Consider the following 15,238-nt stretch of genomic DNA (forward strand, 5'->3'; position numbering starts at 1 on the left):
GCGGCCCGTTCGCCACCCCACTCCCGCCGCCGCGGCGGCGGCGCGGCGCCGCCGGCCTTGCCCGCGCGCCGCCGCTCGGCCATGACTGCGCCTTCCATGCCCACCGACCTGCCCAATCTGCTCACCCTTTCGCGGATCGCCGCCATTCCGCTGCTGGTGGCGCTGGTGGCCCTGCGCGACCCCTGGGGGGACGTGGCCGCCTGCGTCGTCTTCTCCGCCGCCGCCATCACCGACTATTTCGACGGCAAGATCGCCCGCAGCCGGCAGATCGTCTCCGGCTTCGGCCGGATGCTGGACCCCATCGCCGACAAACTGCTGGTCGGCGCCGCGCTCATCCTGCTGGCGGGGCATGAGAAGCTGACGGGCTGGACCCTGTATCCCGCCATCATCATCCTGCTGCGGGAAATCCTGGTCAGCGGCCTGCGCGAATACCTGGCGGAATTGCGCATCGGCCTGCCGGTGTCCCGCCTGGCGAAGTGGAAGACCGGCTTCCAGATGGGCGCGCTCGGCACGCTGCTGGCCGGCGACACCGCCGCCGCGGCACTGCAGATATCGGTCCTGCCGGTCTCCCTGATCGGGGAGGCGATGCTGTGGACGGCCGCGGCGCTGACCCTGGTGACCGGCTGGGACTACCTGATGGCCGGCCTTCACCATGCGGGAACCGATCCCCGGGCAGAGGGGGCGAAGCGGCAACCCGGCCCGGCGGTCCGGCCTTGACGCGGCCGGGCCTGCCAGGGCCTTGCCCGGGCCCGCAACCCGTCGCATGTCCCACGAGGTGCAGCCCCGGCCCGCATCCCCGGGCAGCATGTCCCAAGCCGGCCCCGCCCCCGGGGCGACAGGAGCGTCTGATGTCAAGGATTGTCATCCCCCGGCTGGCCACCCTGGCCCTGCTCAGCACCGGGCTGGCGCTCGGCGGCTGCACGGGCTTCAACAACTCCACCGGCGGGCTGACGGACGGCATCGGTCGCGTCGGCGAAAGGCTGGGCGCCCCCTGGGGCGGCCCGACGGCGCAGCCCCCCGCGGAACAGTCCACCACCGTCGCCCGCATCGCCGGCATGCCGATGGCGGTCGAGACGCTGCGGTCCGAGGACGGCGACGTCTGGCCGGTGCCGGAAGGCCCGCGCTCGACGCTGGCCAACCCGGATGCCGCCATGCGCAACATCCCGAACTACCAGCCGAGCGAGCTGGACCGGCCGTCCCGCCCGGCCGGCCGGTCGCAATGGCAGCCGACCGACCCGGACCTGCCGCCGGGGCTGCGCGGCAGCTCCTCCCCGCCGCCGCCGCCCATCCGCCAGCCGGAGATCCCGCCGCCGCAGGCGGTGGCGCCGCTGCCGCCCGGCCTGTCCGCCCCGCCCGGCCGGCGGCCGGAAGGCCAGGTGATCACCACCCCCTCCGGCCCCGCCCTGACCACCGGCGGCACCGACCGGGTGCAAAGCTTCATCACCCCCGGCGGCGGCACCGGCACGGCGATCCGCGACGGCAACACCACGACGCTGATCGGGCCGAACGGGCAGGTCCAGACCGTGCCGTCGCGCTGATGCGGGTGCTGTACTTCGCCTGGCTGCGGCAGAAGGTGGGCCTGGGCGAGGAGGAGGTGGCGCCGCCGCCCGAGGTGCGGGACGTGGCCGGGCTGATCGCCTGGCTGTCCGGCCGCAGCCCCGGCCATGCCGCGGCCTTCGCGCAGCCGAGGCAGGTGCGCTGCGCGGTGAACCAGGAATTCGCCACGCCGGACGCCCCGGTGGCCCGCGGCGACGAGGTTGCCTTCTTCCCGCCGGTGACCGGCGGATGAGCGGCGCGCAGCCCCCCAGGGGCGTGACCGTGCGGGTGCAGGAAGCGGCCTTCGACCTGGCCGCCGAGGGCGCCCTGCTGACCCGGGGGCGGGAGGATGTCGGCGGCCTCGCCAGCTTCGTCGGGCTGTGCCGGGCGGATGACGGGCTCTCCGCCCTGGTGCTGGAACACTATCCCGGCATGACGGAGCGGGCGATCCGCCGCATCGCCGAGGAGGCCTACGCGCGCTGGCCGCTCACCGGCTGCACCGTGGTGCACCGCGTCGGCCGGCTGGAACCGGGGGCGCCGATCGTGCTGGTGCTCACCGCCTCCGCCCACCGCGCCGCCGCGCTGGAGGCCTGCGCCTTCCTGATCGACTGGCTGAAGACCCGCGCCCCCTTCTGGAAGCGCGAGGAGTTCGCCGGCGGCGGCGAACGCTGGGTCGAGGCGAAGGCGGCGGACGATGCCGCCGCCGCGCGCTGGGACCGCCAGGACGCGGGCGGCGGGCGATGAGCCTGGGCCCCCTGGCGCGGCTGGAGCTGGCCTGCCGCGACCCGCACCGGCAGCGCGACTTCTTCGGCCGCGTGCTCGGCCTGCCGCCGGCCGAGCCGGGCAACACGCTGCGCTACCGCCTGGGCGCGGTGGAGCTGGTGCTGCGGCCACGCGGCGATGCGCTGTTCCCCAGCGCCCGCGCGACCGAGGCCGGGACCCTGCTGGCCTTCCCGGTGGCGGATGCCGAGCTGGAACGCTGGCACCGCCGCATGCTGACCGCGCGCGTCGCGGTGCTGGATGCGCCGGGGCCATCCGGCGCGCCGCCGCGGCTGCTGCGGGTGGCGGACCCCGAGGGCAACGTCATCGAGCTGTTCGCCGGCGCGTGAGGGCGGTGGCGGTGCTGGCGGGGGCGGCGCTGCTGCTCTGGCCCGCCCTGCTCAATGGCTACCCGCTGGTCTTCAGCGACACCGGCGCCTTCCTGGCGCAGACCGTGCAGGGCTGGCCGGTCTGGGACAAGCCGCTGGTCTATGGCCCGTTGCTGCACGGCTTCCACTGGCGCGTGACGCTCTGGCCGCCCATGGCGGCGCAGGGGGTCGCGCTGTCCTGGCTGCTCTGGCTGACCCAGCGGGAGGTGGTGGGCGTGCGCCCGGCGCGGCACCTGCTGTTCTGCGCCGGACTGGCGGCGGCGACGGCGGCGCCCTGGTTCGCCGCCACGCTGATGCCCGACTGGCTGGCGCCGGCCCTGGTGCTGGCGCTGTGGCTGCTGGGCTTCGCCTGGGACCGGCTGGCGGGGTGGGAACGCGCGGCGCTGGGGCTGCTGGCCATGCTGGCCATGGCCGCGCATCTCTCGCACCTGCCCCTTGCCGCCGCGCTGGCGCTGCTGGCGCTGTGGCGCGGCTGGCGGCCGGCGCTGCGTTGCGCCCTGCCGCTGGCGGGTGCCCTCGCGCTGCTGCTGACGACGAATCTCTGGGCGCATGGGCGGCCGGCGGTCTCGCCCTATGGCGCGGTCTTCGCCCTCGCCCGGCTGGCGGCGGACGGGCCGGCGGCGCGGACCATCGCGGCGCACTGCCCCAAAGCGGGCTGGCATCTCTGCCGCTGGGCCGGCCGGCTGCCCGCCGACAGCGACGAGTTCCTCTGGGCCGGCGACGGCCCGGTCTGGGCGCCGCGGACGGATGGCGCGCAGCCGGGCGGGCCCATCTCCCTGGCGCCCGAGGCCGCGACCATCGTCGCCGAGACGCTGCGGCGCGAACCGCTGGCGGTGCTGCGGGCGGCGCTGGCGAATGCCTGGGCGCAGCTACGCCTTGTGCGGGTCGGCGACACGCTGGGTAAGGAGAACCTCGAGGCCTCCGTCGCGCGGCAACTCGCCCTCGGCTTCCCGGCGGGGGAGCAGGCGCGCTTCGCGGCGTCGCTGCAGGCGCGGGGGATGCTGCGGGACGCGGCGCAACCCTTCCTGGCATTGCACCTCGCCGCGCTGCTGCTGGGCGCGGCGGGGGTGCTGCTGGCGCTGCGCGACCCGCGGCGACGGGGCTTCGCGGCGTGGGTCATCCTCGCCGTCCTCGTCAATGCTGCGGCGACCGGCGCGCTGTCGAAGCCGCACCATCGCTACCAGGCGCGGATCGTGTGGCTGCTGCCCTTCGCCGCGCTGCTGATCCCGGGGAAGGGCCCTGCCCTTCCCCGGACCCCATCCCGCCAGGCCGGCACCCGGCCTGGACCGGTCCGGGCTACGCCGTCACCGGCGCCGGCTTTGCCGCGGGGGAGCGCTTGGCGCGGCGCTCGAACAGGCCGGCGATGCCGCGCGGCAGGTACAGCATGAACAGCACCAGCAGCAGGCCGTACACCAGGGGGGCGGCGCCGGTCAGTTCCGTGCCGAAGAAGATGCGCAACCCTTCCTCGAGCCCGATGGTGATCAGCGCGCCAATGGTCGGGCCGAAGGGCACGTACATCCCGCCGGCGATGGCGCCGAAGACGATCTGTAGGGAGATGCCGAGGCCGGCGAGGGATTCCGGGTTCAGGTATTGCCGGTACTGCGCCGTCAGCGCCCCGGCCAGCGCCGCCAGCGCCACCGAGATCACCGTGACCTTCAGCTTCTCCGCCGTGACGCGGATGCCGATGGAGGCCGCCGCATCCTCGTCCTCGGCGATCGCCGCCAGCGCCTTCGAGGACATGGACCGGTCGAGCATCCGCCAGGCGACGAGGCCGCCCGCCCAGGCCAGCAGCGCGATCCACCAGAAGCCCGCCTTGTCGAACTGCATCGCCAGGAAGGCCCCGCCATCGGGCGCCTTGGCCGGCGTCATGCCGAGCGAGCCGCCGGTATGCTCGCGCAGCGCGACGATCAGGATGCGGACGATCTCGCCCGCCGCCAGCGTGACCAGGGCGAAGTAGTGCCCGACCACCCGCAGCCGGAAGGCCGGGTAGCCCAGCAGCACGCCGGCGGCGACCGCCACCGCCATGCCGATGGGGATGCCGAGCCAGGGGGTCAGCCCCGCCTCGTTCCACAGCAGCGCCATGGTGTAGGCGGCGACGCCGAGGAAGGCGCCATGCCCGAAGGAGACGAGGCCGAAGCGCCCCATCATCGCCCAGCCGGTGCCGGCCAGCGCCGTCAGCAGCGCGGTGATCAGCAGGTGCATGAGGTAGTCGGGCGGCGAGAGCAGCGGCACGGCGGCGAGCGCCGCCAGCACCAGCGCGCCCAGGAAGGTTCCGGTCATCGCGCGAAGAGCCCTTTCGGCCGCAGGAACATCACCAGGATGAAGAAGGCGAAGGCCACCACGTAGGAGAATTCGGTCGTGCCCCAGAAGCCGCCGACCGAGATGATCAGCCCCATCAGGAAGGCCGCCAGGAAGCCGCCGAGCATGTTCCCGAGGCCGCCCATGACGCAGATCATGAAGGTGATCGGCCCGAAGGACAGGCCGACGAAGGGATGCACGTCGAGCTGGACGACCAGCAGGCAGGCGGCCAGCCCGGCGAGCGCCCCGCCCACCGCCGAGGCGATGAGGTAGATGCGCTGCGGGTCGACGCCCATCAGCGGCATCACCTCCCTATCGCGGGCGATGGCGCGGATGGCGGTGCCGACATAGGTGAATTTCAGGAAGGCCCAGAGGATGCCCGCGCCGGTCAGCGCCGCGACGAAGGCCGCCAGCTTGGTGCCGCTCACGAACACCTCGCCCACCTCCATCGGCGGCATGTCGACGCCGAGCGAGCGGAATTCGGTGGAGAAGACCAGCGTCGCCGCGCCCTGCAGCACGAAGAGCACGCCGCCCGTCGCCAGCACCTGGTTGATCGGCGGGCTGTTCAGCAGCGGCCGCACCACTAGCAGGTGCAGCAGCAGGCCGAGCAGCGCGACGACGGGCAGGCAGGCGGCGAAGGCCAGCCAGAGCGGCCAGCCCGCCTGGGTGTGCAGGAACCAGACGGCATACATGCCGACCATCACCAGCTCGGCATAGCAGAGCCAGACCACGTCCACGACGCCGAAGACGAGGTTGAGCCCGAGCGCCGGCAGGGCGAAGACGCCGCCCAGCAGGATGCCGTTCACCAGGGCTTCGAGAAAGAAGGGATCCATGCCTGTTCCTTGCTGCGGCCGGCCTCAGCGCGGCCGCGCTAGCGGGCGGTGCCGCGCGGCGGTGTCACGTGGTGCCCTGTGGGCGCGCGCGGCGGAGCCGCGGGGCATCATCAGTGCCCGCCCAGGTAGCTGCGGCGGATGGCCGGGTCGGCCGCGAGCTCGGCGCTGCGGCCCTCGGCGGCGACGCGCCCCGTCTCCAGCACATAGGCGCGGTCCACCACGCGCAGCACCTGCGCCACGTTCTGCTCGACGATCAGCACCGTCAGCCCTTCCTGGCGGATGCGCCGCACCAGCTCGAAGACCTGCTGCACCACCAGCGGCGCCAGGCCGGCCGAAGGCTCGTCCAGCAGCAGGATGCGCGGGCCGGACATCAGCGCGCGGCCGATGGCGCACATCTGCTGCTCGCCGCCGCTCATCGTCCCGGCCAGCTGGTGCCGGCGCTGCTTCATGCGGGGGAACAGCTCGAAGACATGCTCCCGCCGCTGCTCGAACCGCGCCCGCGCCGCCTTGGTGAAGGCGCCGACCTTCAGGTTCTCCTCCACCGTCAGGTGCGGGAACAACCGGCGGTTCTCCGGCACATGCGCGATGCCCATGCCCGGCAGCATGTGCGGCGGCACCGCGGTCAAATCCTGCCCGCCATAGCGCAGCGTGCCGGCGCGCGGCCGGATCAGGCCGGAGATGGCGCGCAGCAGCGTCGTCTTGCCCGCGCCGTTGGGGCCGACGACGCCCACCGCCTCGCCCGGCTCGACGCGGAGCGAGACGCCGAACAGCGCCTGGAAGTCGCCATAGCCGGCCTGGATGCCGGACAACTCCAATGTCGACCCGGCCTCCTGATGCAGCGCGGCGCTCATGCGGCGCGCGACTCCGGCGGGCCGAGATAGACCTCGGCGACCTTCGTGTCCTCCTGCGCCTCGGCCGGCGTGCCGCGGAAGATCACCGCGCCATGGTCGAGGACGACCACGCGGTCCACGACCGACAGCAGCACGCCCATGATATGCTCCACCCAGACGATGGTGATGCCCCGCTCGTCGCGGATGCGCTTGAGCATCTGCGCTGCCTGCCGCATCTCCCCGGCATCCAGCCCGCCGAGGGATTCATCGGCCAGCAGCAGCTTCGGCTGCGTCGCCAGGGCCCGTGCCAGCTCCAGCTTCTTCAGGCCGGCGGCGCCCAGCCCCTGCGTGGTCGCGTTGGGGTCGTCGGGCAGTTGCGCCAGGCGCAGCGCGTCGCGCGCCCGCCGCTCCGCCTCCGCCGCGTCGATCCGGCCGCCGGCGCCGTAATGCGCCGCCAGCACGGCATTTTCAAGCAGCGACAGGGTGCGGAAGGGGCGCGGGATCTGGAAGGTGCGGCCGATCCCGCGCCGGCAGCATTCCTCGGCCGGCAGGCCGCCGATCTCCTGGCCCGCCAGGCGGATCGACCCCGCGCTCGGGCGCAGCATGCCGGCGATGCAGTTGAAGGTGGTGGACTTGCCCGACCCGTTGGGGCCGAGCAGGCCGAGGATCTCGCCCGGCGCCACGCTGAAGGACACGGCATCGACGGCGGTGAAGCCGCCGAACCGCTTGGTCAGCCCCGCGACCTCCAGCAGGGGCGCCGCGGCCGCCGGCGCTCCGGCCAACGGCGCCGCGTCCTGGTCCCGCACGCTAGGACCGCAGCGCGTAGGGGTTGCCGGCCGGCAGCGGCATCACCGGCTCCCGCCCCAGCGCGGCCGGCCAGATCACATGCGACTTCGCATTCTCGAACTGCATGACGACGCAGAGGCTGCGGGCATTCTGCCCGGCCATGCTGCTGCCCGGCGGCTCGAATTTCACGCCGTAGCCCTGGATGGTGCCGCCGACCGGGATGTCGACCTCCAGCGCCGCCTCGCGCAGCGCATCCGCGGTCATGCCGCCGGTCTTGCGCACCGCGGGCTTCAGCACGTGCTCGAGGAAGATCCAGGTGTTGTTGAAGCCCATGGAAGCATGCGGCGGCAGGTCGCGCAGCTGGTGCTTGGCGGAGAAGCGCTCGACGAAGGTCTTGGCCAGGTCGCCGACGCCGGGCCGCAGCTTGGCCCAGTCCAGCATCTGCGTCGCCGCCGGGTCGGCGTTGCAGAAATACTCGATATCCTTGCCGAAGGTGTCCCATAGCTTGTCGATCTGCGACCAGCCGGCGCCATGGCCGAACAGCATGCGGAAGCGCAGCCCGCCGGACCGGGCCTGGCGCAGGAACAGCGTGATGTCCGGGTTGTAGCCCACCTGGTAGACGATGTCCGGCCTCTCCCGCCGCAGCTTGGTAACCAGCGTCGAGAGGTCGGGCGTCGTGGAGGAATAGGCTTCCTTCAGCACCACCGGCATGCTGCGGGCCTTGGCATTGGCCTCGATGGCGGAGGAGACGCCGGTGCCATAGGGCCCGTCCTCGTAGATCACCGCCAGCTTCACCTTCTCCGGGTCCATGCCGAGCTTGGCCCTGGCCTGCTCGGCGACGACGGAGACGGTGCCCTCGGCATACTGGTCGGAATGCACGGTGGGGCGGAAGACGTAGCGGAAGCCCTTGTCCTTCAGCACCGCGGTCGCGATGGCCGAGGTGATCCACATCATCTTCTTCTGCGCCTCGAACCGGCCCGACAGGGGCACGGCATGGGCGGAGGAATAGATGCCGGTGACGACCTCCAGCCGCTCCTGCCCCAGCAGGCGCTCGGCCTCGTTGATCGCCACATCGGCCTTGGACTGGCTGTCGGCCGAGACGGCGGCGACCGGGCGGCCATCGACGCCGCCGCGCTGGTTGAACAGCTCGATCGCCACCTCGGCGCCCTGGAACAGCGGCACGCTGCCGGCGCCGGCGAAGGGGCCGGAGAGGTCGGTCATCACGCCGATGCGGAGAGGGTCGCCGCCGCGCGCCGGCGCCGTCTGCGCCCGCGCCTGCGCCGGCACCGTGGCGGCAAGGCCGAGCCCGGCCCCCGCCTGAAGCAGCGTGCGGCGTCCTGTTCCGTTGCCCTGCATCCGCGTCGTCCCTTCCCTGCCTCTCGGCCATCGGGGCGGGCGGCGATGGGATGCGCGCGGCGCGGCACGCGCGTGCCGGCCCTCCTGCGACGTCTCCATCGCCGCGTCCTGTCACCGCGCGGCCGTTGCCGGGGAGTGGACGATGCCGGCCTGCATGCGTCAAGGCGGCCAGGCCGGCGAAGGAACGCCGGTCGGCGGCGCCCGGCCTTCGCGCCGCCGGGCCTCGCGTCGCGGCGTCTCAGCCCGCCGGCTTGCGGAACCGCGCGGCGAAGAACCCGTCCATCCCGCCGCGCCCGGCCCAGAGGTCGGGGCGGGTGCGCAGCGTGCCGGACGGCGTCACCGCCTCGGCCAGGCCCGGCAGCTCCTCCGCGCGGATCGGGTCCGGCGCCAGGCCCAGCGCCGCGGCGGCATCCCGATGCGCCTCCCCCTCCTCCGCCTGCAGCGAGCAGGTGGCGAACACCAGCCGGCCGCCCGGCGCCAGTCGTGCCGCCGCGGCCGCCAGCAGCCCGCGCTGCAATTCCGCCGCGCTCGCCACGTCCTTCGGCCGCTTCAGGTGCGGCACGTCCGGGTGACGGCGGATGGTGCCCGTCGCGGTGCAGGGCGCATCCAGCAGGATGGCATCGAACCGCGCCTCGGGCGACCAGTGCAGCGCATCCGCCACCACCAGCTCCGCCGGCAGGTCGAGGCGCGCCAGGTTCTCCCGCAGCCGCGCGGCGCGGCGCGGGTCGCGCTCCACCGCCACCACCTGCGCGCCGGTGGCCGCCAATTGCGCCGTCTTGCCGCCGGGCGCGGCGCAGAGATCGGCGACGCGCTCGCCCGGCCGCGCGCCGAGCAGCCGGGCCGGCAGGGCGGCGGCGGCGTCCTGCACCCAGAACTGCCCGTCCGCGAAGCCGGGCAGCTCGGTCACCCGCGTGCCGGCGGGGTAGCGATGCGTGCCGCCGGGCAGGGCCTCCCCGCCTTCCGGCGCCGCGGCGCCGGGCTTGAGGGAGAGATCGAGCGGCGCCTCCGCCCGGTGCGCCGCGGCGATGCTGCGGACCGCGGGGCCATAGGCGGCATGCCAGGCGGTCCAGAGCCAGCCGGGCGTGTCCAGCCGCTCGGCCTCAAGCCCCTCCAGCGCCGTCGGCCCGGCCTCGGCCACGCGGCGCAGCACGGCGTTCACCAGGCCGGCGAAGGGGGCGGGGACGAGGTCCACCGCGCTGGCGACCGCGGCATGCGGCGGCGTCGCCAGCAGCAGCAGCTCGGCCGCGCCGATGCGCAGCGCGTTGCGCACCGGCGGCGGGGGTTCGCGCCGCAGGAAGGGCTCCAGCACCGCATCCAGCGACCCGGCCCGGCGCAGCACGGCGGCGGCGATGCGATGCCCGGCCGCCTTGTCGCGCGGGGCGACGGCGGCGCCTGGCCGCGCCTCCCCCTTGCCGCGCACCTTGTGCGGCTTGCCGTCGGTCGGCAGCGCGTCCAGCGCCTCCTCCAGCGGGCGGTGGCGGGTCAGGACGGCGTCGAGCAGGGCGGCGGCAGCGCGGCGGGCGGGGTTGGCCATGCCGCGGTGTAGGGCAGACGCGCGGCGGGCGCGAACCGGGGGCGTCGCCGTGCCGGGAGGGCGCCGCCCTCCCGGACCCTCCCGCCGGGGACCGAACCGGCCCCCGGACCCCCGTGTGGGTTATCGCCAGGGCGAGGGCCCTGGATGGGGCCCCACCCTGGCGATGACTCGGGCCGGTCCAGGGGTCGCCTGACCCCTGGCGGGTGGAGTTCGAGGAGGGCAGCGCCCTCCTCGATGCCCCTCGGCGCGCGCTATCCCCGCCGCGGGAAACGGGCTATCCGCCCGCCCATGCATATCTCGGCGCCGTCCAGCCCCGACCGCTCCCTCGGCGCCCTGCCGGAGGCGTTGCAGCGCCGGCCGCGCCTGGCGCTGGTGCTGCTCTGCCTGCTGCTGTGGCTGCCCGGCTTCTTCACCCTGCCGGCGACCGACCGGGACGAGAGCCGCTTCGCCCAGGCGACGAAGCAGATGCTCGACAGCGGCGACTATGTCCGCATCCGCGTCGGCGAGGAGGAGCGGAACAAGAAGCCGGCCGGCATCCACTGGGCGCAGGCGGCGTCCGTCCATGTGCTGGAAGCGGCGCGGCTGGGCGGGCGCGACGACATCTGGGCCTATCGCGTCCCGTCCCTGCTGGGCGGCATCCTGGCGGTGCTGGCGACCTTCCATTGGGGACGGTCGCTGGTCGGGCGCCGGGCCGCCTTCCTCGGCGCCGCCATGCTGGCGTCCTGCATGGTACTGATGGCGGAAGCGCATATCGCCAAGACCGATGCGGCGCTGCTGGCGACGGTGGCGGCGGCCATGGGCCTGTTCGCCCAGGCCTATCTGCGGCCGGGGCAGTTCACCGCCCGGCAGGCGGCGGGGTTCTGGCTGGTCCTCGGCGCCTCCATGCTGCTGAAGGGGCCGGTCGGGCCGATGGTGCCGCTGCTCGCCGGCATCACGCTCGCCATCGCCGACAAGGGCGCGCCCTGGCTGCGGGCGCTCCGGCCCGGCTGGGGCCTGCCGCTGATGGTCGCCGCCGCGGCGCCCTGGTTCGTCGCCATCGGCATCGCCACCGAAGGCCGGTTCTTCGAGCAGGCGGTGGGCGGCGACATGCTGTCGAAGATCGGCAGCGGGGAGGAGAAGCACGGCGCGCCCCCCGGCTTCTACCTGCTGACCTTCGGCATCGCCGCCTTTCCCGGCGCCTGGATCGTGCTGTGCGCCCTGCCGACGGCCTGGCGGGAGAGGCTGAACCCGCCGACGCGCTTCCTGCTGGCCTGGGTGGTGCCGAGCTGGCTGGTGTTCGAGGCGGTGCAGACCAAGCTGCCGCACTACACGCTGCCGCTCTATCCCGCGCTGATGCTGCTGGGCGCCGCCTGGGCGATGGACCCGCTGCGCCGCCTGCCGCCGCGCTGGTGGCGGCGCGTCGCCTTCGCGGCGCTGGCGCTGGTCGCGCTCGGCATCGCGCTAGCCTCGGAAGCCGCCTTCGGGATGCTGATGCGCCGCTGGCTGGAGGCGGGGCTGCTGGTGCTGCCGCTGGCGGCGCTGCTGGTCTGGCTGGTCTGGCGCAGCGCGCGGCAGGGCGGCTGGGGCCGCGCCGGGCTGCTCGGCGCGCTGCTGGCCGTGCCGCTTTACGCCGCGGTGATGGAAGGCGTGGCACCACGGCTCGCGCCGCTCTGGGTCGCGCCGCGGCTGGCGGCGACGCTCGAGGCGCAGGCGCCCGGCCTGCCAGCGCGGGATTTCGGGATCACCGGGCATTCCGAGCCTTCGGTGCTGTTCGCCCTGGGTGGGGAGGTGAGCCTGCTGCGCACCGGTCGCGACGCCGCCCGCTTCCTCGGCGGCGGCCCGGCGCGGGTGGTGGCGGTGGGGGACCGGGCGGAGCGGGACTTCCGCGAGGAGGCGGCGGCGCTGGCGCTGCCCTACCAGGAGATCGGCCAGGTGACGGGCTTCAACTACACGCGTGGCCGCTGGGTCACGCTGCTGCTGTTCCGCCGGGCCGCCTGAGCGATGATTGGCTGAACCATGATTGACTGGGCCACCAACCTCGTCGCCTCCGGCGGCCTCGTCGGCGTCTTCCTGCTGATGGTCGCCGAGAACCTGTTCCCACCCATCCCGTCCGAGGTGGTGATGCCGCTGGCCGGCTTCGCCGCGGCGCGCGGGCAGATGCCGCTGCCGGGCGTGATCCTCGCCGGCATCGCCGGGTCGCTGGCCGGCAATGCCGTGTGGTTCGAACTGGCCCGCGCCTTCGGGACGGAGCGGATGTACCGCATCCTCGACCGGCTGCATCGCTTCACCCGGCTGGGGCGGGAGGAGGTGGGCAAGGCCGAGGCAGCGCTGCGGCGCAACGGCCCCGCCGCGGTCTGCATCGCCCGCATGATGCCGGGGGTGCGCACCGGCATCTCCATCCCCGCCGGCCTGATCGCCCTGCCGCGGCGGGTCTTCTATTTCTGGACCGCGGTGGGGACGACGATCTGGACCGGCGGCCTGGCGGTGGCGGGCTATGCGCTGGAGGATCAGTTCCACCTGGTGGAGGACTGGGCCGGGCCGATCGGGCTGACGATCATGGCCGTGGTGCTGGGCCTGGTCGCCTGGCAGGTCTGGAAGGCCCGCCGCGCCGGCTGAGCCGCGGCGGGCGGCATCCTCCGGCACGGCGCGCGCCCGGCGCGGCACGGCCGCTGGCCCCGCGGGCATGACGGGGCGGGCGGAAGCGCATCCCGGACGGGTGACGCCCGAGGCCGGACCGGCCGCCGCGTGGCGCCACCGCCCCGGGACGGCGGCATGAAGGATTTGGCAGCGAAACCGCCCCTAGAGTCCGCAGGCATGCGGCGAGGCCCGTGGCCGGGCCGGGATTTCCACGCCCCGCCGGGGCCGCCGCCGCGTGCGGCGATCGCGGCGGCGGCATCGTACCCGACCGAGACCTGCGCCATCCCGCCAGCCGGCGGCATGGATTGAGGCACGGCCGTCCCGCCCCGCATCCGCCCCGGGGCCTAGAAGCCCGCCACCCGGGTCTTGGGACGCGCATGATGGGTACGAGGATCGCGCAGGGATTGGTGCTGGCAGGCGCGGCGGCGTGCGGACTTTTCGCTGCCGTGGTGACTTGGGGCGGGCCCTCGGCCGCGCCGGCCGGCCCGCCGGGCGAGGCGAGGGCCGGCGGGGCCGGCATGCCGGCGGCCCTCCTCCAGCGTGCCGCCGCCATCCCTTCCGGCAACGGCCAGGGCGCCGCGGGGCGGGCCGGGGCCGGTGGCCAGGGCAGCGGCCAATCGAACGGCGGTGGCAGCAGCGGCCGGGGCGGTGGGCAGGCGAGCACCGGCGGCAGCAGCAGCCAGGCGAGCACCGGCGGCAGCAACGCCCAGGGCGGCAGCCAGGCAAGCACCGGCGGCAGCAGCGGTCAGGGCGGCAGCCAGGCGAACACCGGTGGCAGCAACGCCCAGGGCGGCGGCCAGTCGAGCACCGGTGGCAGCAGCGGACAGGGTGGCAGCCAGTCGACCACCGGCGGCAGCAATGGCCAGGGCGGCGGCCAGTCGAGCACCGGTGGCAGCAGCGGACAGGGCGGCAGCCACGCGAACACCGGTGGCAGCAGCGGACAGGGCGGCAGCCAGGCGAGCACCGGTGGCAGCAGCGCACCGGGCGGCAGCCAAGCGAGCACCGGTGGCAGCAGCGCACCGGGCGGCAGCCAAGCGAGCACCGGTGGCAGCAGCGGACAGGGCAGCGGCCAGACGACCACCGGTGGCAGCCGCGGACAGGGCGGCAGCCAGGCGAGCACCGGTGGCAGCAGCGGACAGGGTGGCGGCCAGGCGAGCACCGGCGGCAGCAGCGGTCAGGGCGGCAGCCAGGCGAGCACCGGTGGCAGCAACAGCCAGGGCGGCAGCCAAGCGAGCACCGGCGGCAGCAACGGCGAGGGCAGCAGCCAGGCGAGCACCGGTGGCAGCAGCGGACAGGGCGGCAGCCAGGCGAACACCGGTGGCAGCAACAGCCAGGGCGGCGGCCAGTCGAGCACCGGTGGCAGCAATGGCCAGGGCGGCAGCCAGGCGAGTACCGGCGGCAGCAGCGGACAGGGCAGCGGCCAGTCGCGCACCGGCGGCAGCAACAGCCAGGGCGGCAGCCAGGCGAGCACCGGTGGCAGCAGCGGACAGGGTGGCGGGCAGGCGAGCACCGGCGGGGGCAGCGGACAGGGTGGCGGCCAGGCGAGCACCGGTGGCAGCAGCGGACAGGGCGGCAGCCAGGCAAGCACTGGCGGCAGCAGCAGCAACAGCCCGGGCGGCAGCAGCAGCAACAGCCCGGGCGGCAGCCAAGCAAGCACCGGCGGCAGCAACAGCCAAGGCAACGGCCAGGCGAACACCGGCGGCAGCAACGGCCAAGGCAACGGCCAGGGCACCAGCACGCCGCCCGGCAGCTTCCAACTCGGCGCCTTCACCGTCTTCGGCCTGATCCCGCAGAACGAGTGCGGCGCCGGCGGCTTCGCCAATTGCGTCGCCACGCCGGGCGGCACCGCCTCGGGCAGCGGCGGGGAGCCGACCATCTTCAAGCTCAACGCCGATGGCAGCACCGATCTCGGCCGGTATGTCACCGTCGACGGCTCGGAATTCCCGGTGCGCTTCGACGCCTCGACCGACCGGCTGAGCTTCCAGTTCGTGCCCAACCCGGGCGATCCCCTCCCCTACTACGTCGCCATCAAGCAGGCCGATGGCTACTACCTGCTTTCGCGGCCGGATCCGGCGGATGCCGGCCGGCTGCTGCCGATCCAGTCCTTCGACATCGCGCTCGGCCAGCTCTTCCGCCAGCCCGGCTACTCGCACATCACCTTCTTCGGCAGCGGCGCCTGGGCTCCCCCGGGGCCGGGGCCGGGCACGCCCGTCCCGCCCGACCCGAGCGGCCCGGCCGTGGTGCCGGAGCCGGCGACGCTCGGCCTGCTCGGCGCCGGCCTTGCCGGCCTCGTCGCCCTGG

Annotated in this window: 14 protein-coding genes and 1 pseudogene; 9 read left to right on the forward strand and 6 right to left on the reverse strand. The window is 74.5% G+C overall.

Annotation, left to right across the window (positions count from 1 at the left end; translation table 11 throughout):
- The first annotated feature begins 96 nt into the window (after window positions 1-96).
- The 6 genes from pgsA to E2C05_RS19690 all read left to right on the forward strand — a co-directional run bounded on the left by pgsA (window position 97) and on the right by E2C05_RS19690 (window position 4,072).
- Window positions 97-717, forward strand: a complete 621-nt coding sequence (gene pgsA / locus E2C05_RS19665) for a CDP-diacylglycerol--glycerol-3-phosphate 3-phosphatidyltransferase (RefSeq protein WP_133221359.1) — start codon at window positions 97-99, stop codon at window positions 715-717.
- 131 nt (window positions 718-848) lie between these two features.
- On the forward strand, window positions 849-1,538 hold the full coding sequence (locus tag E2C05_RS19670) for a hypothetical protein (RefSeq protein WP_133221360.1): 690 nt from the start codon (window positions 849-851) through the stop codon (window positions 1,536-1,538).
- The gene (gene moaD / locus E2C05_RS19675) at window positions 1,538-1,789 is read left to right on the forward strand and encodes a molybdopterin converting factor subunit 1 (protein ID WP_133221361.1); all 252 of its coding nucleotides are present in this window, start codon (window positions 1,538-1,540) and stop codon (window positions 1,787-1,789) included. The genes E2C05_RS19670 and moaD overlap by 1 nt, the downstream gene beginning before the upstream one ends.
- Complete coding sequence (locus E2C05_RS19680) at window positions 1,786-2,280, forward strand: molybdenum cofactor biosynthesis protein MoaE (protein WP_133221362.1); 495 nt, start codon at window positions 1,786-1,788, stop codon at window positions 2,278-2,280. Before moaD ends, E2C05_RS19680 begins: the two co-directional genes overlap by 4 nt.
- Window positions 2,277-2,645, forward strand: a complete 369-nt coding sequence (locus tag E2C05_RS19685) for a VOC family protein (protein WP_133221363.1) — start codon at window positions 2,277-2,279, stop codon at window positions 2,643-2,645. The genes E2C05_RS19680 and E2C05_RS19685 overlap by 4 nt, the downstream gene beginning before the upstream one ends.
- Complete coding sequence (locus E2C05_RS19690; RefSeq protein WP_192912490.1) at window positions 2,642-4,072, forward strand: hypothetical protein; 1,431 nt, start codon at window positions 2,642-2,644, stop codon at window positions 4,070-4,072. Before E2C05_RS19685 ends, E2C05_RS19690 begins: the two co-directional genes overlap by 4 nt.
- Here E2C05_RS19690 and E2C05_RS19695 read toward each other — a convergent pair.
- From E2C05_RS19695 to E2C05_RS19720, 6 genes are all read right to left on the reverse strand, one after another.
- Window positions 3,981-4,964 carry a branched-chain amino acid ABC transporter permease gene (locus E2C05_RS19695; RefSeq protein ID WP_133221364.1) on the reverse strand — a complete coding sequence of 328 codons (984 nt, stop codon included), beginning with the start codon at window positions 4,962-4,964 and terminating at the stop codon, window positions 3,981-3,983. The two genes, E2C05_RS19690 and E2C05_RS19695, sit on opposite strands and share 92 nt — an antisense overlap.
- Entirely contained in the window at window positions 4,961-5,815 is an 855-nt protein-coding gene (locus tag E2C05_RS19700; RefSeq protein WP_133221365.1) for a branched-chain amino acid ABC transporter permease, read from the reverse strand. Before E2C05_RS19700 ends, E2C05_RS19695 begins: the two co-directional genes overlap by 4 nt.
- 110 nt (window positions 5,816-5,925) lie before the next feature.
- The gene (locus E2C05_RS19705; RefSeq protein WP_133221366.1) at window positions 5,926-6,666 is read right to left on the reverse strand and encodes an ABC transporter ATP-binding protein; all 741 of its coding nucleotides are present in this window, start codon (window positions 6,664-6,666) and stop codon (window positions 5,926-5,928) included.
- Complete coding sequence (locus E2C05_RS19710) at window positions 6,663-7,427, reverse strand: ABC transporter ATP-binding protein (protein ID WP_240046796.1); 765 nt, start codon at window positions 7,425-7,427, stop codon at window positions 6,663-6,665. The genes E2C05_RS19705 and E2C05_RS19710 overlap by 4 nt, the downstream gene beginning before the upstream one ends.
- A gap of 25 nt (window positions 7,428-7,452) precedes the next feature.
- On the reverse strand, window positions 7,453-8,787 hold the full coding sequence (locus E2C05_RS19715) for an ABC transporter substrate-binding protein (protein WP_133221367.1): 1,335 nt from the start codon (window positions 8,785-8,787) through the stop codon (window positions 7,453-7,455).
- A gap of 238 nt (window positions 8,788-9,025) precedes the next feature.
- Window positions 9,026-10,321, reverse strand: a complete 1,296-nt coding sequence (locus E2C05_RS19720) for an RsmB/NOP family class I SAM-dependent RNA methyltransferase (protein ID WP_133221368.1) — start codon at window positions 10,319-10,321, stop codon at window positions 9,026-9,028.
- Between the two features lie 288 nt (window positions 10,322-10,609).
- Here E2C05_RS19720 and E2C05_RS35170 point away from each other — a divergent pair, with 288 nt between their 5' ends.
- The 3 genes and pseudogenes from E2C05_RS35170 to E2C05_RS19735 all read left to right on the forward strand — a co-directional run.
- On the forward strand, window positions 10,610-12,298 hold the full coding sequence (locus E2C05_RS35170) for an ArnT family glycosyltransferase (RefSeq protein ID WP_133221369.1): 1,689 nt from the start codon (window positions 10,610-10,612) through the stop codon (window positions 12,296-12,298).
- A gap of 18 nt (window positions 12,299-12,316) precedes the next feature.
- Complete coding sequence (locus tag E2C05_RS19730; protein WP_133221370.1) at window positions 12,317-12,916, forward strand: DedA family protein; 600 nt, start codon at window positions 12,317-12,319, stop codon at window positions 12,914-12,916.
- 539 nt (window positions 12,917-13,455) lie between these two features.
- Window positions 13,456-15,238, forward strand: a pseudogene (locus E2C05_RS19735) (PEP-CTERM sorting domain-containing protein); the annotation flags it as partial.

The organism is Paracraurococcus ruber (assembly GCF_004353985.1).
Lineage (GTDB): Bacteria > Pseudomonadota > Alphaproteobacteria > Acetobacterales > Acetobacteraceae > Paracraurococcus > Paracraurococcus ruber.